A 21,043-nucleotide genomic window follows, 5' to 3' on the forward strand; every position below is an offset into this window, starting at 1 on the left:
TAGAAAAGTTTTTGAGAAGGTAATGCCATAAACACAAACTATTGGCTTTGAAATACTTGAGGTTTTACCTAGTATACAGTCTCACTGCCTTCATATTTGTTAAGCTATAATACCAATATCAAAAATTTACAAGGATGCCCATGACATACAATGACTGGTTTGAAGCACATGCAAAAAAACATGCAGCCATCGTACAAAAACTCCAAGCCCAAGGGCTTGATACATTTGATATAGTTCAATACTTCATTTTTGAGAACATGGTTGAGAATGAACCGGACTTTTGTGAACTTTATGCCACAAAAACCAAATGCCATGAGATGTATGAACTTAACTGCTACATGTGTGGGTGTCCTCACTTTAGGTTTTACCAATCACCTCCTATAGAAGAAGACCTAGCCTTTCACTCCACCTGTTCCATTAGTTCAAAACGCGGAAAACGCGCTATTAAAGAAGGAGAAATACACCAAGACTGTTCAGGGTGCACCATACCTCACGCTGAAGACTACATATTTAGAAAATTTGATACCGATTGGCGTAAAATGATGAGTGAGGTTAAAAATTAAAGTATAAATTGAATGTTATTTATTAGATTTGGCGTTAGACTCTAAAGACCACTTATCCGTAGCACTACAGCCAACATCACAACTCACATGAGGCGTAATGCCCACAGCCTCAGGATTGATTGCCACTTTTATTAGAAAGTAGTCACCATCCCCTTTGTGTGCAGTAAAGTTGTGTGTACCACAAAACTCTTCATTCATAAGTTCAATAACTGTGCTTGCATACTTGTAGGCATCTTGTTGTGTTTCAAAGGTCACATTATTGCTGTATTCACTTTTTTTAAAACATTCACACTCTTTTTCCATTTTTACTGTATACATAAGGGGTTCCTTTTAGATATGAGATAATCCTTTTTGGCATCATAACATTATTTGCTTATTCTCATACAAAATATACATAATACTTTTTTTCGCTCCCATAGAGACGATAAGAATAAGACAAAGAAGAAAATAGAAAACAATCTATAACTTTATAAGGTTTATTACTCTAATCTAAAACTATGATTCAATATCACCAATCTTTTATTACGTCTTGCCATAAGAGTTATTTAATCATATAAATTATATACTAATAATGTATAGTCAAGAGATATTTTAAATACTATTTGTTGTGCCAAACTTGTTGTAAAGCAAGGACGGAAAGCTATGGGTCTTAGATCATAAGATTGCCAGGTTGCCAAATATAATATTAGCCTATTATGTATATTCCTACTTTTTTACTACTTGTTTTCACCAGAAATTTTATTTAATTCAAACATATTTTGTTGTGCCAAACTTGTTGTGAAGCAAGGACGGAAAGCTATGGGTCTTAGATCATAAGATCGCCAGGTTGCCAAAATGAATTTTACACTTCTTTTACACAACAACCATTCATACAAAGGATATCAATGAAAAATAATACAAACAGCCGTAGAAACTTTTTATCTAAAATGCTAGTTACGAGTTTAAGTGGAGTTGCATTATTTAGCAGTACTACATATGCAAGAGGTCGTACAGATGGTGGAGGCGGTCGTACGACTACTGGTCTGACCAATGAACAAAAAGATATGTTGTTTTTTATTTATCAGGAAGAAAAAGTTGCTAGAGATGTCTATATCACTTTAGGAAATATTTATACGAATGAAAATACATTTGCATCTATTCAAAAATCAGAGCAGAGACACATTGATTCTGCAAGGGGTCTTTGTGAAAAATATGGTGTCGATATTACAGGTGTCGATGAAGGTTCTGTAGGTGATTTTGAGCTTCAGCCACTCCAAGAACTTTATGATAACTGTATTGCACAAGGTTCAGACTCACTACTAGAGGCACTTAAGGTGGGTGTATTTATAGAAATTACTGATATAGATGATTTGGAACGTGCTGCTGTGGGTATGCCAAATGATGTCTTTAATGTATTTGAGAATCTTAAAGAAGGTAGTTTGAATCACCTAGATGCTTTTGAAACTGCTGTTGCACGTGAGCAATAATATATTATGTTAGTGAATGAAGTTGCACCTTCTACCATGATGGAACCTGATGAGATCTTAGGTCTTTACTATAAAGCACTTTATAGTGGAGACCTTTCTTTAGTCAAAGATCTGATGACTCTAGAGTCTTATCTAATGACCTTGGAAACATTTGGGTTAAGATTATCATTCAGAGACTCAGAATTTAAGGCACGACTAAAAGAAGCTGAAGAAAATGCCACTTCACTGGCTGAAGTGGAAAATAAACTCTCGCAAGATCTTATTTCAAGAAAATTGTCACCCAAGATAGAGATAAAGTCTCAAGAATGGAATGGCACAGAAAGACAAACCATTAAATATACAGAAGATGAAAAAAGTAAAAAACTCTATTTTTCAAAAGAAGAAGATGGGTGGAAGATCAACTACTATGCAGGTCGTAAAGTAGACTAAAATATAGTTGTCTTACTCTCCGCTATTCTAAAACCTCTAAATACATTATTCAGTAATTATACATTTGTTAGAAAACCTTATAAAATATATAACTTTATGAGGTTTTTATTTTTATATCTTTTGCCTCTAAAACTTGTAGTGTATTTTTTGAATTTTAGAGTTTTTTGTTTGGACTGACAGCCATACTACTAAGAAGTCTCACCATATCAGATGAACTACCTAAATGTTCTTTAAGTATTATTTTTACTTGAGGGTGTGATGATTGTGTCTTCTGAATCACTTCAGGGATATCTCGGGTGACATGATTACCAGAGGCTAGGAAGTAAGGTAAGATGACTATCTCACTCGCACCCCTATCTATACAGGAGAGCACACTCTCTTCCAAAGAGGGAGTGGCAAACTCTAAAAATGCCGTCATAACAAACGTATAGTCTTCATCTAGTAAGGATTTCACTTTCTCCCCCAATCCCATGACCTCTTCATTTGAAGAAGTTTTTCTACTACCGTGAGCTACGATAATGAGTGCATTATTTTGCATCATTCTTACTCTGATCAGGGTAGATAAGTTTACTTGTATCAAACCCTGCTTCTTTTGCTTGAGCTAAAAGTCTGTTAAACGTTTTTTCATCTAATGTAGGTGTACGAGAGAGTATCCAGAAGTAAGAGTGGTCTGGACCACTTATCATGGTGTAGGTTTTGTAGTCTGTATCCATCACAATATATGAACCATAAAATGGTCCAAAGAAAGAGACCTTTAAAAAGCCTTTGTCAGATGCACCCACAAAGTAAGCTTTCCCCTCAGCCTCATTCCACTCTTTCTCTGCAGTTTTATAGCCACGGTTAAGCACTTTCACTCCACCATCTTCTCTCATACTATAGGTAGCAGTTATAGCCTCCATACCTTTTTCAAATCGGTGTTCCAGTCTTACTATCTCATACCATGTACCAAGATACTCTGTAAGTTTAAAGTTTTCTACGGGAATGACATTTTCTGGTTTTTCATAAGTTTTACATCCTGTTAGTAACAGAGTAAGTGCTAATGTAAGAGGCAGTAGTAGTTTAATCATATTAATCCTTTTTATTAATTTTATACTATTTTCAATCAATTAGTACTTTATTTTTGTTTGTTCATCGTATCTGCTTTTTTTAAAATAGACTGTATCATATTTTTAAAAACCAGATAGTGCACCGGAGTAAGTAAATACCAATAGATTCTCCCCCACAGTCCGCGCGGGTAAAAGTAGGCAGTTTGTACGAGTTCATCTTCTTTTATCTTAAACTCTAGCCATGCTTTTCCAGGTACTTTCATTTGTGCATACAAGAGTAGTCTTTCATTTTTACTAAGGTCTTCTACACGCCAAAAATCTACACTCTCTCCTACCCGTAAATGGATACTATCTCTTCGTCCTCTATTGAGTCCTGCACCACCAATCATTTTATCCATCCATCCTCTGATCTCCCAAAGCCAATCATACCCAAACCACCCCTCTTTGCCTCCGATAGAACAAAAGGTACGGTAAACAGTTTCTTTTGGAATGCCACCCAGTTTAATAGACTGACGATCCATTAAAACTGCTGATGCGGGGTCACCTTTATGCTGTCTTTCCCACCTGTCACCTCCCCCACCTGCATCACTCCATCTGCTGAAGACTTGATTTTCTTCCATTTCCTGTATAGATTTTCTCACTGCAGCTTCAAACCCTATAGGGTGTATTTGAGGGAAATACTGCTCGGCATGGTCATTTTGTATCACCACTTCTGAAGAGAGACCCTCTATCAGTGAACGTGCTACAGTGTAAGGTACAGGCGTAAAGAAATTCAACCAATAAGACGATAAATTAATAGTAAGTACAGGTAGAGGGAAAATCCAGCGACGGAGCCCTAAAGCAGTTGCACATCCCAGCATCATCTCTTTATAGGTCATTTTTTCACTGCCAATGTCTACAACCAGATTACCTTTAATACTTAAATCTTTCGATGCATTAAGATATGTGATCACATCATCTACACCGATGGGTTGTGCAAGTGTTTTAACCCATTTTGGAGTAACCATGACCGGAAGTTTTTCAGTCAAGTGCCTAATGATCTCAAAACTAGAACTACCCGAACCTATGATCACCCCAGCACGTATCCAGACGGTTTCGATCTGGTCTGGTTTACTTGAGAGTATCTCTCCTGTCTCTATACGGCTCAAAAGATGTTCACTAGCGTGTTCTTTTAGGCCTAACCCACCCAAATAGATAATGCGTTTGACTCCTTTTTTTATCGCTGCATCCAAAAAGTTCTGTGCACTCTGTCTGTCAAGTTCTTTATAGTTTTTATGTTGTAAAGAGTGTATAAGATAGTATGCTACATCTATACCTTCAAGAGCACGTTCAAGTGAATCAGGATCAAAAGTGTCACCTTTAGCGACTTCAACTCCCAAATCAGGATCAAGACTTTTAGGGTTACGCACGAGTAATCGCAAGGAGACAGCTTCATTTAAAAGGGTTTGTTTTAGACGTCTCCCTATGTAGCCGTTCGCACCGGTAAGTAGAACTTTCATTATGTATCCTTTTGTGGATTATAGCAATGACTGTATGAGAGCCTCTATATATAGTTAAAGTATAGTCTATTAAATCATATTTCGTAGTATTCTTTTGTCTGTTCATGGTCTATATATAGATGAATTGACATCATTTTACTACGAAACTACATTGATATTTAATATAATCAAACAAAAAAGAAGGATACGTATGCATAGAGATATAAAAATTGAAAACACCTATGTTATTGGCGATGTACACGGATGCTTTCATACTTTACAAAACCTTATTTCACATCTACCAAAAGATGCTGAAATTATATTTGTGGGAGACCTCTGTGATAAAGGTAATTTCTCTAAAGATGTCATTGACTTTGTGATAGAAAAGGGTTTTCCCTGTATCAAGGGGAACCATGAACATCTTATGGAAACTTACCTTGAAGATGCCATCTTTCATGACAAACACAGCCCATGGAGTTCCGACAAGCGCTATGGCGGTCTGGTGACGTTAGAGAGTTATAAAAATGATTATGAAAAAATGCTCTCTCATCTTGAATGGATAAAAATGCTTCCCATGTACATACAATTAGACAAGTATTTTATCACCCATGGCTTCGCATTGCCTTTTTATGAGCATCGAAACAATCCTGATTATTACAATGACTTTCTACTCAATCGCTATGAGCAAGGCATGTCTATTGAAAATGAAGATGTTGTGAATATATTCGGTCATTGTGTTTTTAATGAAGTGGTCTGTGGAGAGAACTTTTATGGTATAGACACGGGATGTGCCTATGGTAAAAAGCTTACTGCTTTACAACTTGGCACAATGATGTGCTATCAAGAACCTATGGATGCGAAAGATTCAGACTACAGCATCAAAGAGTTGAAACTTTCGCATATTGAACTGCCACATGATGAACATACCATCAGTAATTTGCGTGTACACATTGATGTATTGTTTACAGACTTTGACTTGGTTTCAACCGAAGTGGCAGAGTATATCGTACAACGATTTGGAGATACAGGTAAAAAAGAGATAGAGATGATGCTCGAGAAAAAACAACTCTTTATGAAACAGGCTAAAAAGATACTGCAAAAAGAGTTAGATTTTAAGAGATAGCAATGAATTGACACTATAGGTATACCAAACGTTTCCTATTATGAGTACAATGTGAAAAAACAATAGAGGAAATAACATGCCACACATCGTACTAGAAAATGCCAATAATACCAAAGAGGCATTTGAAGCTGTATCACCTTTTGCACAAAAAATTGAAGGCGGTATTTTGAAAGTTACCGATAAATACATCAATGGATCAGAGCACACTGCGCTCGTAGAATCTTTAGCCGTTGAACAGGGCGTGAACCAAAACTTTTTCATTCAACTTTCGCAGAAAAAAACAAGCCTCACTGTCCGACTGCTTCCACTCACAGACCCCGAAAAAACCAAAGGGGTTAAAACCATTATGGCAATCATTGCCAAACAGATCAAAGATACCAATGAGAACATCACTTACGGTAAAAATAATCTTGAAGACTTTTTGATCCACTAAGCACATTTTACTGAAACTCTGTCATCAGCTCACGGTAAAGCAATGGCACATAGTTCTGCTGAAGTTTTGTATTGGTGCGTGACTCTATGGCAACCGTGTTAAAAAAAGTCTTCCAGAGACTTTGGTAAGCTTTTTCATCTTCATGCAGTATTGGCACGCTGGCATCGAGGACAGGATGTATCTGTAAATCTTTACCATCCCATACAACGATAAACCCTCTTTGTATATCATGAATGATAAAACGTTCACTACCAAAACGCTTGACAAAGTGTTTGCCTATAAGGGGCAGTACATTACGTGGGGGTGATATCTTAGCATAGAGCATCCCGTCTTCAAGCACTTCAAAACGTGTAAAAGCATGCATTTTGTGGATGGTAGAAAACATTCGTTTTTGATACGCTTCAATCGTGTAGACCGTCTCATGGGAAAGCTGATACAGGAGGGAGATGTCTTTAAACCCCATACGAATATACAGCAGTAGTTCACGCTCTCTTGGTACATCATCACACAAAAAAACATGAAAGATACGTTCAAGTATCTTTTGGGGAAAGTGTTCAGCCATGCTTTTTGAGACCTTTTGTGCTATCTCCAAATGCGTCTCTATGGTCTGGCTTTGACTAAGCAGTGTCAGCGTGTTATTTTCACTGCTTAGCTCTTGCGGTATACACTTGTGGGTATAGCTTCTATGTAACGCCGTTAGAAACCCTTCAAAGCTTCCATCATACAGCCAATGCATTTATATCTCTCCCGTATTGCTCTGAACAAAGTCAAAGAGACTGGGTTGTGTACCTGCTTTTGGTTTATCAAGTGCAAGCATTGTTGACTCAATGCGTTCGTACCTCAAAGCAGTTTGCTCTACAGGTCTGCCATCTACGGTTATAAAATAACGTGCTCGCTTGAGTGATATCTTCATGCTTTGAAGATCTACAGCACTCAGACGTTTTTGTCTTCTGGCACGCAGTATCTTACCCACACTTCGGATTCCCAATCCTGGTATGCGAAGGAGCATCTCTTTTTCAGCTTTATTGACCTCGATGGGAAAATGTTGTAGATTACGCAGCGCCCATGCAAGTTTTGGGTCAAAACGCTCATCTAAAAAAGGGTCATTTTGCGTGGCTATCTCATCCCAGTTAAATCCGTAAAAACGCATCAGCCAGTCTGCCTGATAGAGTCGGTGTTCTCTTAAAAGGGGTGGTGGTGTGTCTATGGTGGGTAAGTTTTTGTGTGAAACCGTAGGAATGTATGCAGAGAAATAGACACGTTTTAGAAGACCTTTGTTGTAAAAAGCATCACTGAGCTTCAAAATGTCATAGTCACTCTCAGGACTGGCACCAATGATCATCTGTGTACTCATGCCCACAACTTTTTTACCACGTTCGAGTGCATCGTTCCTGACAATTTTAAGCGGCTCAAAAAGTTTTACTTTACTTTTTTCAGGTGCGAGGAGTAGAAGACTTTTTTCACTGGGTAGTTCAATGTTAGAACTTACTCTATCGGCCAGTTTGGTCACTTCTTTGATGAGATGTGCTGAAGCACCTGGTATCAACTTTACGTGCACATACCCATTAAAACCATGCTCATGTCGTAAGATTTTTAGGCTTTTGAGTATAAGCTGCATTGTATGGTCTTCACTGCTTATGATACCAGAACTCAAAAAAAGCCCCTCAATGTAGTTACGTTTATAAAAATTGATCGTGAGATCTGCTATCTCCCTGGGTGTGAATGCTGCGCGTTTTAAGTCATTGCTGCTTCGGTTGATACAGTAATTACAGTCATAGATACAGTGATTGGTAAAGAGTATTTTTAAGAGTGAAATACATCGTCCATCTGCAGAGTAGGCATGACAGATACCACTGTTTTGTGTAGCCCCAATATCTCCAAAACTATGTGTTCGCGTAGAACCCGAAGAGGAGCACGAAACATCATATTTGGCTGAGTCGGTTAGTATTTGTAATTTTTCATCTATATTCATGTCATTACTATAACCAAAGGGAAAGAATTGTGCTAAAAAAATGGCAAATTGTCATTTTTTTAAGTGACAAAACAAGTATACTAACCGTGTGGTATTCACTGTAAAATACACTATGATAAAATTAGAATTTAATGAACCGCTTAGAATTAATGATGAAGAACCACTCTCTCAGACTGATAGAGCAAAAAACAAAGCAAAAGAACCACTCATAAAAAAGCCTATCAAACCTATGATAGACAAAAACACACTAAACGACGAAGACTACAACCGCATCGTCGAGATGGCTTGGCAGGACAGGACACATTTTGATGTGATATATACACAATACGGACTGAGTGAGAATGAGATCAAAAAAATGATGCGAAAACTCCTAAGCGCTAAGGCCTTCAAACGTTGGAGAAAACGGGTACAAGGTAGAAAAACAAAACATGCAAAACTGTGTGAACACAAACCCAAACGGTTTCAGGGGCCCTGGTAGATAAAGTGTTAGTTAAGGTGCCAACCTTTCTATCTTCCAGTCGTTCTGTGTTTTTGTATATAATATCCGATCATGCAACCTGCTCTCTCTTCCTTGCCAAAATTCTATCTTTTCAGGAACGACTCTATAGCCTCCCCAAAAATCAGGCAAAGGGACTGACCCCTTAGCAAATTTTTGTTTCATCTTTTCCACTTGTATCTGAAGCATCTTTCGAGAAGATATTACTGCACTTTGCTCACTTACCCATGCACCTAACTGACTGCCACGTGAACGTTTCATAAAGTACGCCATCGATTCTGCTGTAGTGATCTTCTCACATTTTCCTGTTACACGTACTTGGCGCTCCAGATCCAACCATAAAAACTCCAATGCTACATGAGGGTTTTGCTCTATTTCTTTTGCTTTTACACTGTTATAATTAGTAAAAAAAACAAATCCTTTTTCATCAAATATCTTTAAAAGTACGGCACGTATATTAGGTATATTTTCTTTTGAACTTGTAGCTAATATCATACTGTTTGGATCTTTGATCTGTGCTTCAATGGCTTGTGAAAACCATGTTTCAAACAAGCTAAAAGGTTCAATTGGTACTGAATTCTCATCCAAAGAGGCTTTCTTATATTCTGTACGCATCTCTTGTAGATCTAACATGCTTATCTCCTACAGTCTCTGTTTAAAATATGCCAAGGCATTTTTTGATGCTTCTTTGTGTACTACCATAGGTTTTGGGTAGCCCTCTATGGCATGATTCAGCAAATAGCTCTCATCATGAAGCTTCTTTGAATCCACAGATAGAAGTTCAGGCACCCACCTTTTAATGTAGCCTGCTTCTTTATCAAATTTTTTACTCTGTAAATAAGGATTAAAGATACGAAAATAAGGTTGAGGGTCTATGCCTGTACCTGCACTCCACTGCCAGGATAAGATATTTGATGCAGCATCATAATCAAGCAGATATTTTGCAAAAAAACCTTCTCCCCATTGCCATGGCAAGAGCAGATCTTTGGTAAAAAACGAAGCACAGATCATCCGTACACGGTTATGCATGTCACCTGTTTGTAAAAGTTCTCTCACCCCTGCATCTACCACTGGTACCCCTGTTCTACCTTCACAAAATGCAGCATATTTACCTTTATCCTCTATGCCGTTAAATCGGTACTTATGGTTGTGCTTCGAAAGATCAGGAAAATGAAAGAGTAAATAAGCATAAAAGTCACGGAAAATAAGTTGTCTAAAAAATGGCTCCGTATCTATACCCTCTTTTTTCTGAGTCAATAAAAAACGTAAGAGTGAACGTACAGAGAATGTACCAAAACGAAGATCTAAACTTAAATGTGAGGTAGCATCTTTGTCTAGATAATCTCTCTCTTTTGCATAACATGGAAGATTCTTTTTGAATTGTTCCAGTTTCATTTCCACATTATCAATTTTGAGAAGATTTTTTTTAAACGCAAGGGACTCTATGGTCAAAGGCAAAATCTCTTCTCTATCCACATCTATTTTTGTGATACCTTCATAAGAAGTCTCATAAAGTCTCTGTTTAGCATAGACATATTCCTGCATGTGTTCTTTAGAGAAATGTGCTTTAGCTTTGTTATAAAAGGGGGTAAAAACCAGGTAAGGTGTACCGTTATCTTTGAGTACCTCTTCAGGTTTAAAAATGTATGTATCATGCAAATATCGAAAGTGAAGGATATGAGAGACTTTGATATCCCGTTCTTTCGCATATGCATCATAATCACCACTGGCAGCTACTTCATCAAAGCCTTCTGCTTCGAGTGCATTAAATATATCTAAAGGATCACCCCAGTAAATTTTAAGATCCGACCCTTTAGTTTGGAGTGAATTTTTCAACATAAGCACTCTGTCAAAAATAAAGCTAACCCGTCTGTCATCCATTGGAAGTGAATTGAGAATCTGTGTATCAAAGATAAAAATAGGAAGTACTTCACCTCCTAAAGAGAGCAAAGGATTGTCTTCCACCCTCAGGTCTCTACGGAACCATAGTATACGTTTCATGAAAAAATTTCTAAAAAATGTATTTTAGTTTTATCATTGCACCCGCACTTGGTTCAATACTGTAACTATCGACTTCATTTTCATTGCGATCGTAGATTGTAAAATCACGTTTGAACGCATAAAGAATATTAGCGCTTATTTCGAACTTGTCACTAATCATGTAACGCAGCCCAATATTTGATTGATAATCTTTTGCTTCACTATACCCTTCGGGTTCTATGCCGCTATCATCAGCAAGTCGAATAACAGCTTGTGAATAGATCATCCCGGCATTGAGTAAGAGCTTAGGGCTGAGATGGTAACCGATATAGGCTCTTGGAAATCCGAGTACCATAGTCAGTCCGTCAGTTTCACGGACACGATATGTATATCCAAGTACTGGCAAAGCAATTGATTTTACTGGATGATAATTAGCAAAAGCACCGAGTTGAAAGGCATGCTCATCATCTAATTTATAGGAGAAAAAACTAAAAATACCAGCACCAAGAGCATCCTTGAATTCTTTTTCATATGTTGCATTGATATTCACTGAGTTGAGCATAAACCATTTATCGTTGATCGGTACTGGCAGATTAGCAAAGACTTTAATACTCTGCATAGATTCTAACGGTGTCTTGCCCCTGTAAAAAGGAAGGTCCTGTTCCTGATCCCAGTCAAAGTCCCAGCGGCTATAGCTAATCCCAACAATATCATTATTAATTTGTATCTTTTGCTTAGATGTTCTAACGCTACCTTCATAACCTTCAAATTTTGCATCAGAAAGAAAGTCACTTTGAAAAGTCACTTTGGGTTGTGCAATTTGCTCAAGTAACGAAGGTCTTTGCTCTTCTGCCATGACAGACAGTACACAACCTAATAATAATATGGTAATACGTTTCATTTTCCACTCCTTATATCTGATCTTAATGCTAGTTCTTTCGGATAAGGGTGAAGAAACTTTTGTCCCAAAAGATATTCCGCATTATATTGTTTTGCAAACATATGAAGTCTGCTCAGCGGGGCTATAAGAGGTACTATTTTATTTGCATACTCTCGTATCTGTTCATGAAGCATCTCTTTTTCTACCTCACTGATTTTATCTTTAACAAAACCTGCCATATGCTCAAGTACATTTCTATTTTTACCTATAGAACTTTTTTCAGCGATAATTGATTTAAACAGCAGTTCATATTTAGTCAATATCGTTTCAAATGACAATTTATCATGATTACCCACGATCTGTCCTAAAGATCTGTACATACTCTCATTTTTTGCCTGAAGCATAAACTTATAAGACTCGTGAAAAGAAACGAGCGTTTTCATAGATGGTTCTAATGCTTTAAAGTTTTCAAAATCATCATAGGCAAAAAGCTGCATCACAAAGTTCTCTCTGAGCCAAGGGTCATTCAGTCTGCCCTCTTCTTCCATAGGTAAAAAAGGAAAATGCTCTCTGCAAAGTTTGGCAAAGACGCCATCGTCCTTCCCCTCTGCATAGCCGTTGGTTCTATAGACCAATGCACTGCCTAATCCACAACTAGGAGATTTAGATTTGAAAATGATCCCACGAATAGGTGCAGCCTTAAGACGTGTGAGTTCAGCATTACTTGTAGCTAAAAGTTCTTCAGTGAGATTATCATCTGTCTTACTTGGATGAACTTCTATCCCATCTTTCTCATGAACAAGTCTGATGGTTGGTCTAGGAGTACCAAATGCCAAATGTTCTGGACAGAAAGGTAAGAAATCGGCAAAAGCTCCAAGATCATCGGTAATAAAACGGTTATGTTTGTGCCCACCGTCAAAACGGATCCGTTCACCAAGCAGACAAGAAGAGACGGCGATTTGCATAGTATTCCTTTAGTTCAAAAATGCTGTTTTGAAAGTAGTATCATCCAAAGAAGTGATACCTATCTCTCTAAAAAATTGTAAAATTGGTAAAGATCTTTCATAGTCTGATGTAAATGTAGCATCAAAACACTCAAGAGTAGCTTTTAGTATATCATCCATTAATGCCGATTTTTCTTCTTTCGTATAGGCATAATAATATTCCATAGCCTTATCAGGATTTTCATCCATGAATATAATAGACTCTTTTACTGCTTTATCAAAATTATGACATATATCAGTATTTGACGTATAAAACTCTTTGTTGACAAAAATATCCAAGGCACTAAAGTTTGCAAATCCGGTATTTTTAGCATCTAGATAGAGAACATCCAATCCTTCATGTTGCGCTTCTACTCCTTCAAAGTTATAAAAGTAGAGCCACCCTGCATCTGCACCCTCTTTCATGTGTTTGATATGCTCAAATCCATTAGGCTCAAAGGTAACCTGATCTTCTGTAACTGTGATGCCATCTTTGGCAAAATAGCGTCGGATGATCTCAAACCCTATCGTATTTGTTATGGCATTGGAAACAGGTGTGGTCACCGTAATATTTTCTCCATTTTTGACTTTTTCATACGAGTCTTTTTTAAACAATACACCACCCTTAGTCTCAAAATAACTCCCTAAAGAAAGGAATCTTTTATCAAACTGTTCAATAAGATGAAGAGGTTCATTGGTTGCAAACTCTATATTTCCATCTAGAAGTTCATCCAGTCCATCATAGTGTTCATCAGGTACAATGAGTTCAAGCTCAATATCATATTTTTTAAATATTCCTTCGGACATACCTACAATAAAGGGAAGGTGATCAGGGTTCAAGAACCATTCAATAGCAAGTTTTAGTTTCATATTTTCATTCCTTTAATTAAATTAGAGATATTCTGTTGAATATCCCCTTCAAATGCTGCACTCACCACTGAGATCATGTCAGTTCGTGTAGCAGCAACCTCTCCTATATTGGTCTGGCTAATACCACCTATGGCACATACAGGTATCTCTACAGACTCTTTGGCCTTGTGCAGCACATTAAGCGATATAACACCTGAATGTGGTTTGGTAGGAGAAGGGAAAAAGGAACCAAATGCTACATAGTCAGCACCTTCTTCCTGTGCCTCCTTCGCTTTACGAATACTTCCATAACATGAAACTCCAATGATCCCTTTAGGGAATATCTTTCTTGCTTCTTGAATAGGCATATCATCCTTACCAATATGGATACCATCTGCATGAATTTTAGCAGCCAAATGTGGACGGTCATCTATAATGAAGGGTACATTATGCTCGCTACATAGTTCTTGAAGTGCACGGCATACTTCTTCCACCTCTTCATCTGATTTTGTTTTATTTCTGTATTGCACAATGGATGCACCAGCCTTTAAAGCCTCTTTTACGTAGTCACGTACTGTTTCATCGGGTGTTAAATATTCATCTGTGATCACATACAGACCATTAAGCAACTTCAACATATGCTCCTCCTTCTTTATGATTTATTGGTCCTGGACCATGACCAATATCTGGTGCTTTTATCAGTGCACGCGTAATGAACTTCTTTGCAATAGATATAGATTTTTCAAGGGAATGTCCCAATGCTAAATTGGCAGTGATGGCACTTGAATAAGAGCATCCTGTCCCATGTAGACTTGAGGTATCTATAAGTGGAGATTGAAAAACACGTTTTTTATCCTGAAAATATAGCTGGTCAACACTAAATCTATTTTCAGCAAGTTCAACTACATGATGTTTCACAAGTACTGGTGTAGTAAGATTTTTGATCACTTCAAGAGATTTTTTGTCCCCATGCTTATACCCAAAGAACGCATACGCTTCATGATGATTGGGTGTAATGAGTGTTACATTATTAAATAGTGTATGCATTGCTTTCACGGCATCATCTTTAAGTAAGGGTGAACCGGCTTTTGATATTGCCACAGGATCAAGTACAATAGGAATATCCAAATCTTTTATAACATTGGCAACCATCTCAATAATCTCTTTATTAAAAAGCATGCCTATTTTTATGGCTGCAACATCGAAGTCTTTAAAAACCATTTCAATCTGTTTTTGAACAAATGACGCATCCATAGGTACGATCTCTTCAACTCCCGTGGTGTTTTGTGCAGTAAGTACCGTAATTGCAGTAGTGCCAAAGGTATTAAATGCTTCAAAAGTCTTTAGATCAGCTTGAATACCTGCACCACCACTACTGTCGGAACCTGCAATACTTAAAACTACTTTCATGAATACTCCTTATATTTTGAGAGAGTTTATAATTTATTAGAAACTTTTAATAGTGTAAAAATGTCGATTAATTTGTTTAAGTGGAATTCTAAGACCTTATAGAAAGAGAATTGCTTTATAATTTATCGGTTATATATCTAAATATATAAAGTTATTTTTGATTTGATCTATTAAAAACTTAATTAAAGTTTCAACTGCTAAAGTAGACGAGTTAATATTATATGTTTTAAAAGGCGTCTTAAATGAGTACAACAACTACACCTACTATTCTAACTATAGCCGGCTCTGATACTTATGGTGGAGCAGGTCTTCAAATAGATCTCAAAACTATACATCACTTAGGTGGTTATGCACTGAGTGCCACGACAGCACTGACATCACAAAACTCTACAGGAGTAAAAGATGTGTTCTCCGTGCCTTCTGAAGTAGTTGAAAGACAATTGAATGTCTTGCTTGAAGATATACAAGTTGATGCAGTAAAGATAGGTATGCTGGCAAATAAAGACATTATAGAAGTATTAGTCAAGACCATTGACAAGTTTCAACTTAAAAACATTGTTTTAGATACTGTACTGGTAAGTTCAAGTGGAAAAGATCTTTTAGAGTCCAATGCTATTAATATGATGAAAGAAGAGCTATTCCCAAGAGTTGATCTCATTACACCAAATATACCTGAAGTACACTCTCTACTTCGTAATACTTCTTACACGGGGAAGAAGGAAGAGGTACAGTCCACTGCTAAACAATTTTTTGACCTAGGTGTAAATGCTGTTTTGCTTAAAGGAGGTCATGCCCAAAAAACAGATAGCGTGATCGATTACCTGATAGAACGACCTGATAGCATATCGACACACACTACCAAAAGAGTAGAAACGACACATACTCATGGTACAGGATGTCTTCTCTCTTCAGCCATTGCAACAAATTTAGCATTGGGACATACCTTAGAAAAAAGTGTCTTTTTGTCTAAAGAGTTTATATACAACAGTTTATATGACTCATCACGATTAAATTTAAACTATACCAGGGAAAATAAAAGAAGAAAAGAACCTATATTTTAAAATTGGCAGAGCCTTCCAAACAAAATTTATACGCCATCTTTTTCATATTCACATTACTCTACTTAACCTTATTTTCCTTCTATCATTTCTACAACTTTATCTACTGACATAAGGCTTAAGACTCTTGTGTCAAAAGCTTCAAAACTTTCTTTTTCCTTCCGATCATCCCTGTATATTTCCATTAATTTTTTTACTTTATATTGTGCATCTTTGAGAGGTAATGCTTTATAGATTACTCTAGCCTCTTTAGCTTCTTTAGTTGCTTTTCCCCCTAAATAGATATGCACTCCATCCACATTATTACCATCAAGATCTTTTGCTTTACATCCTTCAAAACCAATATCTGCTACACCATGAATACCACATCCTTTGGGACAGGCACTCCAGTACATTCTTACCTTTGCACCTTTGATGGGCACTTCTCTCTGAAGAAAATTTGACATCTCTATTGCATCAGGCTTATTTGCGATTACACCAAAAGCACAAGTAGCAGTACCCGCACATGCAATGAGATGGTTAAAATATGTATTATGGTACCGACTATAGATCTCAAACAGCATAGACTCTTTGACTTTTTTAACCTTTTCAGGTGCAGTAATAATATAAAGACTTTGTTCTATACTCAGTCTTATCTCCCCACCTACTTCTTTAGTGGTTTTGGCTACTTCTATCAGACTATCTCCAGTAAAGATCCCGCTGGGTATACTTAAATGTACTGCACTCTTTTCTTTATCAAGTTCCAACAATCCACTTTCATCAAGCAAGAACTCTTCGGTTGCCAATATCTTACCACTACTATCAAGTTCTAGATCTTGATATTTTTTGATCGCATCTATAAATGTTTCCATTCCCACTGCTTCAAGTAAAAAATGAAGTCTGTTCTTATTTCGATTATCTCTAAAACCATACGTTTTAAACAAGTTGATCACTGCATTAAAAACACTGACCACCTGATTTTTTCTTATAAATAGCCCTGTGTCTTTTGCCTGTATACCGACTCGTCCTCCAAGGTAGAGATTAAAACCGAGTTCTTCTTCTTTTTGGGCAACGACAAAACAGCAATCATGCCCATAAATATTACAGTCATTCATATTCATACCGAGTATAGCAGTATTAAATTTTCTTGGCAGTGTGCCTATCCACTCCTCTTTTTCCAAAAAAATCGACTGCATCTCATCAATAAAAGGTTTAACCTTGATGATACTTTTATTGCCTAAACCATCAAAAGAACTTGTTACAATATTTCTAAAATTATCTACCCCTGTTTGAAATGTACTGATTCCTACACTCTCCAACTCTTTAATTACCGTATAAAGATCACTAATTTTGATATATCGTAGTTCTATTTGTTGTCTTGTTGTAATATCCATATAATCTTCACAATAATTCTTTGAAACTTCCCCTATTTTCATCGCTTGTTCTACACTAAGCTGACCAGCAGGGATACGAACTCTTAACATGAATTTTCCGTCTTTTTTCAAAAATGCACCAAAACACTTTAGAAAAAAGCTACTGTCTTCATCCTTCAGAGCCTGCAGTCCTTTAGATGAAATTGTCTCAAGTCCTTTATAGATACTCATAGGTACTTTAAGTTCTTTGATCTTTTCTATTTTATTTAATTTTTTATTTCTTTGTTCATAGGCTTGTTCTAATACATCCATTAATGATCCTTCTATTATGTTTTCGATATAAGCAATAAAATAATTATCATTGCTTGAATAAATGATATGATCTGCCAAAAAGCAATCGGGTTTCGTTCTAAAAGTGGTGGCTTTACTTTTTTAAGATATTTTGGATTTGGGTGCCGAAGATCATAGGTAAACTCTGAAAGTTCACTATATCTCTTGAAAGGATTTGGATGTGACGCTTTACGCAATGTCTCATCGATCCAAAAAGGTATATCACTGTTTTCAGTATATAAAGATCTGTATTTAAGCTTTCGTTGTGCGCTTTTAGTATTTGCTTTTGCTACATGCGTACCGTAAGGGAGTTTACCTGATAACATCTGGTAAACAATGACAGCCAATGAAAAAAGATCAGACCTATATGTTCCCACTTCACCTAAAAAATACTCTGGAGCAGAATATGTCATCGTACCTAAAATATCTCCTTCATCTGTAAAGGTATTTATTTCAGTGATTCCTGCAACCCTTACTGCTCCAAGATCGATGATCTTCACACTACCTGTTTTATCGATCATGATATTAGCAGGTCTAAGATCCTGATGAATCATCTCCTGTCTATGGAATGCTAACAAGCCCTTTGCAGCCTGATCAACAATACTCCTTACTTCTTCAAGTGATGGAGTGGGATTATCAACTATCCATTGCTCGAGTGTCTGTCCTTCAACATACTCCATCACCGTATATAAATAGTTACGTTCTCGATCCTGAGGATATGCTTTTAGAACATGCTGACTATTGATACGTCTTGCGATCCACTCTTCAAGTAAAAAACGCTCCAGATAGGCTTTATCCTCTTTGTGTTCCGTTGACGGTATTTTAATGACTGCGGATTGTCCCGTGTCATTATCTCGTGCAAGATAAACATGGCTTCGGCTGCTTTTACTGAGTTCCCTTATAATAGTATAGCCGTCAAACTCCATTCTTGCTTCAAGAATTGGAGGAAGTTGCTTCTGAGGTAGATTCAGCTGTATATCTTCAGCATTTTTTTCGGGAAGTGTATCTACCCTGACGATCTGCATGGTCAGGTTGTCATCACTGCCCTCTTCATATGCCTTTTGTACGATTTCTTTTGCTTTAGTATCAAATGGTGAATCATCGGCTAAAAGCCTCTTTATCATCCAATCATCATTAACGAACTCATACACTCCGTCTGTCATAAACAGAAAAGTATCCCCCTCTTTCACATCCAGTGTTTCATAATCGATACGTACAATCGTATCTATTCCCAAAGCTCTAGCAAGATAACTTTTTTCTCTAGAGACCCATGTTCTGTGATCTTCAGTAAGTTGTTCGAGCACACCCTCTCTGACCCTGTAGATACGTATATCCCCAATATGAAAGATATATGCTGTTGAGGATTTGATCACCATGGCACTGAATGTACAGACATATCCCCTGTCTTTATCAAGATGGTAAAGGTTTTGTCTATTTTGGGCATAGATCCATGAATTGGTTGCCTGTATCACTCTATGTGCGGACTTTTTCACAGACCATGCTTCTGATGTACTAAAATAATCTTCTAAAAAATAACTAACAGATATTTTACTCGCTTCTTGGCTGACCTTACTACTACTGATACCATCAGCTATAGCTATCGCAATACCTTTACTGCTTATAAGTGGTTCGGAAGGTATACGGATATCATGAAAATCCTGATTAACCTCTTTTCTACCCTTACTGGTATATTGTCCGATAGTAAGTTGTAATTGTGACATGATTGAAATCCTTATACTCTTTCAAGTAAAGCCTGATAATATAGGAAATAGCGTCAGGCTTTAATTGAAAGAATCCTACCTACCAAGATTTATATGGCAAGAATTTTCCATTCATCTTTATAACTACACGATCACCTTTAGGATCTTCTTCTTTATCAATATCAAGAGAGAAATCAATCGCACTCATGATCCCATCACCGAATTTCTCATGTACGATCTCTTTGATGGTTTCACCATACACACCAACAACCTCATAAAGTCTATAGATCAACGGATCTGTAGGAACTGTCTGAGCCCACTTTTTATTTGGAAACTCCTGTAATGCTGAAGCTACCTCACCAGAAAGTTCCAGTATTTCACATAGTTTTTCCGAATCCTCTTTTTTCAAGCTGTTCATACCAAGCGCTGCAGAAGTCAAAAATACCGGGGACATTCCTACTTTTTCCGCTATCTCTTCCCAACTTGATCCAATTTGCTTTTTTGCCAATAGAATCTCTTCAGTCATCTCGATTTTTTTCATTTTATTCTCCTTTATACTCTACCCAGGTGTACTGGGTAGTATCTATTTATGATTTATTTAAATTTCTCGCAGCTGATGTTTTGGCATGGGTATAGTATATTGGTAAACCAACAAAGACCAAACCACCTACTAAGTTACCCAAAGCAACCGGAAGCTCATTCCATAGAAGATAGTCAGCTACTGTAAAGTCACCACCCATGATCAAAGAGAATGGGAAAAGGAACATGTTAACGATTGAGTGCTCAAAGCCCATAAAGAAGAACAGCATAACAGGCATCCACATCGCTAACCATTTACCACTTACACTTGTAGAGATCATCGCTCCTACAACACCCATTGATACCATCCAGTTACAGAGCATACCTCTGATAAATACCGTTATCCATCCATCTGTACCATGAGCAGCGTAACCCAATGTTCTCGCCTCACCGATACCTGCAACTTTCGCTGCAATCGCTCCACCATCTGTATTGAATCCCATTGTAAAGATATATGCCATCATAACAGCAACCGTAAAGGCACCAAAAAAGTTACCTAATGCAACAAGTCCCCAGTTTCTCATCATCTGGCCAAATGTTACACCTGGTCTTTTATCGATCCATGCTAATGGAACTAAAGTAAATACCCCTGTAAGAAGGTCAAATTTCATCAAATAAAGCATAATGAACCCTATAGGAAACAGTAAAGCACCCACTAACGGTGATCCTGTTTTTGTCGCAACTGTAATTGCAAAAACGGCAGCCAGTGCTAAAATTGCTCCTGCCATATACGCTCGAATAATTGTGTCTTTTGTAGACATGTAGACTTTTTGCTCACCTGAGTCAACCAACTTAGTAGCAAATTCTGACGGATCTATATACGCCATAGTAACTCCTTGTTATATTTTTTTTAATTTACTCTATTGAATAAATTTACATCAACATTAAAACAAATAAAATAAGGAAAAAAATGGGA

At 37.1% G+C, this 21,043-nt stretch carries 24 protein-coding genes and 2 riboswitches; of the genes, 7 read left to right on the forward strand and 17 right to left on the reverse strand.

Annotated features, from left to right (window positions below; all coding sequences use genetic code 11):
* Positions 1-140: 140 nt before the first annotated feature.
* A complete protein-coding gene (locus tag WBM70_RS09345; protein ID WP_424558241.1) occupies positions 141-563 on the forward strand; it encodes a hypothetical protein in 423 nt (140 codons plus the stop codon).
* Positions 564-578: 15 nt separating this feature from the next.
* On the opposite strand, the gene WBM70_RS09350 is transcribed toward WBM70_RS09345, so the two are convergent.
* Complete coding sequence (locus tag WBM70_RS09350; RefSeq protein WP_424558242.1) at positions 579-881, reverse strand: hypothetical protein; 303 nt, start codon at positions 879-881, stop codon at positions 579-581.
* A 281-nt stretch (positions 882-1,162) separates the two neighbouring features.
* Positions 1,163-1,241, forward strand: a riboswitch (cyclic di-GMP riboswitch).
* A 77-nt stretch (positions 1,242-1,318) separates the two neighbouring features.
* A riboswitch (cyclic di-GMP riboswitch) is annotated at positions 1,319-1,397 on the forward strand.
* Between the two features lie 50 nt (positions 1,398-1,447).
* Between WBM70_RS09350 and WBM70_RS09355 the strand changes: the two genes are divergently transcribed.
* A complete protein-coding gene (locus WBM70_RS09355) occupies positions 1,448-2,029 on the forward strand; it encodes a DUF2202 domain-containing protein (protein WP_424558243.1) in 582 nt (193 codons plus the stop codon).
* A 6-nt stretch (positions 2,030-2,035) separates the two neighbouring features.
* On the forward strand, positions 2,036-2,458 hold the full coding sequence (locus WBM70_RS09360; protein WP_424558244.1) for a hypothetical protein: 423 nt from the start codon (positions 2,036-2,038) through the stop codon (positions 2,456-2,458).
* Between the two features lie 154 nt (positions 2,459-2,612).
* On the opposite strand, the gene WBM70_RS09365 is transcribed toward WBM70_RS09360, so the two are convergent.
* The 3 genes from WBM70_RS09365 to WBM70_RS09375 are packed head-to-tail and all read right to left on the reverse strand — an operon-like array spanning position 2,613 to position 5,003.
* Entirely contained in the window at positions 2,613-2,996 is a 384-nt protein-coding gene (locus tag WBM70_RS09365) for a sirohydrochlorin chelatase (protein ID WP_424558245.1), read from the reverse strand.
* Positions 2,986-3,525, reverse strand: a complete 540-nt coding sequence (locus WBM70_RS09370) for a lipocalin family protein (RefSeq protein WP_424558246.1) — start codon at positions 3,523-3,525, stop codon at positions 2,986-2,988. The genes WBM70_RS09365 and WBM70_RS09370 overlap by 11 nt, the downstream gene beginning before the upstream one ends.
* A gap of 47 nt (positions 3,526-3,572) precedes the next feature.
* Positions 3,573-5,003 carry an SDR family oxidoreductase gene (locus WBM70_RS09375; RefSeq protein WP_424558247.1) on the reverse strand — a complete coding sequence of 477 codons (1,431 nt, stop codon included), beginning with the start codon at positions 5,001-5,003 and terminating at the stop codon, positions 3,573-3,575.
* A gap of 190 nt (positions 5,004-5,193) precedes the next feature.
* Here WBM70_RS09375 and WBM70_RS09380 point away from each other — a divergent pair, with 190 nt between their 5' ends.
* The gene (locus WBM70_RS09380; RefSeq protein ID WP_424558248.1) at positions 5,194-6,105 is read left to right on the forward strand and encodes a metallophosphoesterase; all 912 of its coding nucleotides are present in this window, start codon (positions 5,194-5,196) and stop codon (positions 6,103-6,105) included.
* Positions 6,106-6,181: 76 nt separating this feature from the next.
* Positions 6,182-6,538, forward strand: coding sequence for a hypothetical protein (locus WBM70_RS09385; protein ID WP_424558249.1), 357 nt, complete (start codon positions 6,182-6,184; stop codon positions 6,536-6,538).
* 7 nt (positions 6,539-6,545) lie between these two features.
* Here the strand turns inward: WBM70_RS09385 and WBM70_RS09390 are convergent, their stop codons facing one another.
* On the reverse strand, positions 6,546-7,274 hold the full coding sequence (locus WBM70_RS09390; protein ID WP_424558250.1) for a TIGR03915 family putative DNA repair protein: 729 nt from the start codon (positions 7,272-7,274) through the stop codon (positions 6,546-6,548).
* Complete coding sequence (locus WBM70_RS09395) at positions 7,275-8,510, reverse strand: putative DNA modification/repair radical SAM protein (RefSeq protein ID WP_424558251.1); 1,236 nt, start codon at positions 8,508-8,510, stop codon at positions 7,275-7,277.
* A gap of 112 nt (positions 8,511-8,622) precedes the next feature.
* On the opposite strand from WBM70_RS09395, the gene WBM70_RS09400 reads away from it, so the two are divergent.
* Positions 8,623-8,988: a TIGR03643 family protein gene (locus tag WBM70_RS09400; RefSeq protein ID WP_424558252.1), complete on the forward strand. Its 366-nt coding sequence runs from the start codon at positions 8,623-8,625 to the stop codon at positions 8,986-8,988.
* A 12-nt stretch (positions 8,989-9,000) separates the two neighbouring features.
* Here WBM70_RS09400 and pdxH read toward each other — a convergent pair whose 3' ends face one another.
* Genes pdxH through thiD (WBM70_RS09435) form a run of 7 tightly spaced genes read right to left on the reverse strand, consistent with a single transcriptional unit; the run spans position 9,001 to position 15,108 of the window.
* Positions 9,001-9,639 carry a pyridoxamine 5'-phosphate oxidase gene (gene pdxH / locus WBM70_RS09405; protein ID WP_424558253.1) on the reverse strand — a complete coding sequence of 213 codons (639 nt, stop codon included), beginning with the start codon at positions 9,637-9,639 and terminating at the stop codon, positions 9,001-9,003.
* A 9-nt stretch (positions 9,640-9,648) separates the two neighbouring features.
* Positions 9,649-11,007, reverse strand: a complete 1,359-nt coding sequence (locus WBM70_RS09410) for a cryptochrome/photolyase family protein (RefSeq protein ID WP_424558254.1) — start codon at positions 11,005-11,007, stop codon at positions 9,649-9,651.
* 10 nt (positions 11,008-11,017) lie between these two features.
* Entirely contained in the window at positions 11,018-11,887 is an 870-nt protein-coding gene (locus tag WBM70_RS09415) for a DUF6268 family outer membrane beta-barrel protein (protein ID WP_424558255.1), read from the reverse strand.
* Positions 11,884-12,831: a YbgA family protein gene (locus WBM70_RS09420; protein ID WP_424558256.1), complete on the reverse strand. Its 948-nt coding sequence runs from the start codon at positions 12,829-12,831 to the stop codon at positions 11,884-11,886. The genes WBM70_RS09415 and WBM70_RS09420 overlap by 4 nt, the downstream gene beginning before the upstream one ends.
* Positions 12,832-12,840: 9 nt before the next feature.
* Positions 12,841-13,719 carry an ABC transporter substrate-binding protein gene (locus WBM70_RS09425; protein ID WP_424558257.1) on the reverse strand — a complete coding sequence of 293 codons (879 nt, stop codon included), beginning with the start codon at positions 13,717-13,719 and terminating at the stop codon, positions 12,841-12,843.
* Positions 13,716-14,336 (reverse strand): thiamine phosphate synthase, encoded by a 621-nt coding sequence (thiE, locus tag WBM70_RS09430; protein WP_424558258.1) that lies wholly within the window; start codon positions 14,334-14,336, stop codon positions 13,716-13,718. Before thiE ends, WBM70_RS09425 begins: the two co-directional genes overlap by 4 nt.
* Positions 14,320-15,108 (reverse strand): bifunctional hydroxymethylpyrimidine kinase/phosphomethylpyrimidine kinase, encoded by a 789-nt coding sequence (thiD, locus tag WBM70_RS09435; protein WP_424558259.1) that lies wholly within the window; start codon positions 15,106-15,108, stop codon positions 14,320-14,322. Before thiD (WBM70_RS09435) ends, thiE begins: the two co-directional genes overlap by 17 nt.
* Before the next feature lie 242 nt (positions 15,109-15,350).
* Here thiD (WBM70_RS09435) and thiD (WBM70_RS09440) point away from each other — a divergent pair, with 242 nt between their 5' ends.
* Entirely contained in the window at positions 15,351-16,169 is an 819-nt protein-coding gene (thiD, locus tag WBM70_RS09440; protein WP_424558260.1) for a bifunctional hydroxymethylpyrimidine kinase/phosphomethylpyrimidine kinase, read from the forward strand.
* A gap of 68 nt (positions 16,170-16,237) precedes the next feature.
* Here the strand turns inward: thiD (WBM70_RS09440) and WBM70_RS09445 are convergent, their stop codons facing one another.
* The 4 genes from WBM70_RS09445 to WBM70_RS09460 all read right to left on the reverse strand — a co-directional run bounded on the left by WBM70_RS09445 (position 16,238) and on the right by WBM70_RS09460 (position 20,954).
* Positions 16,238-17,830: a ferredoxin--nitrite reductase gene (locus tag WBM70_RS09445; protein WP_424558261.1), complete on the reverse strand. Its 1,593-nt coding sequence runs from the start codon at positions 17,828-17,830 to the stop codon at positions 16,238-16,240.
* A 14-nt stretch (positions 17,831-17,844) separates the two neighbouring features.
* Positions 17,845-19,569: a protein kinase domain-containing protein gene (locus WBM70_RS09450; protein ID WP_424558262.1), complete on the reverse strand. Its 1,725-nt coding sequence runs from the start codon at positions 19,567-19,569 to the stop codon at positions 17,845-17,847.
* 79 nt (positions 19,570-19,648) lie between these two features.
* The gene (gene cynS / locus WBM70_RS09455) at positions 19,649-20,089 is read right to left on the reverse strand and encodes a cyanase (RefSeq protein WP_424558263.1); all 441 of its coding nucleotides are present in this window, start codon (positions 20,087-20,089) and stop codon (positions 19,649-19,651) included.
* Between the two features lie 46 nt (positions 20,090-20,135).
* Entirely contained in the window at positions 20,136-20,954 is an 819-nt protein-coding gene (locus WBM70_RS09460) for a formate/nitrite transporter family protein (protein WP_424558264.1), read from the reverse strand.
* Positions 20,955-21,043: the final 89 nt, after the last annotated feature.

The organism is Sulfurovum sp. (assembly GCF_049668085.1).
Lineage (GTDB): Bacteria > Campylobacterota > Campylobacteria > Campylobacterales > Sulfurovaceae > Sulfurovum.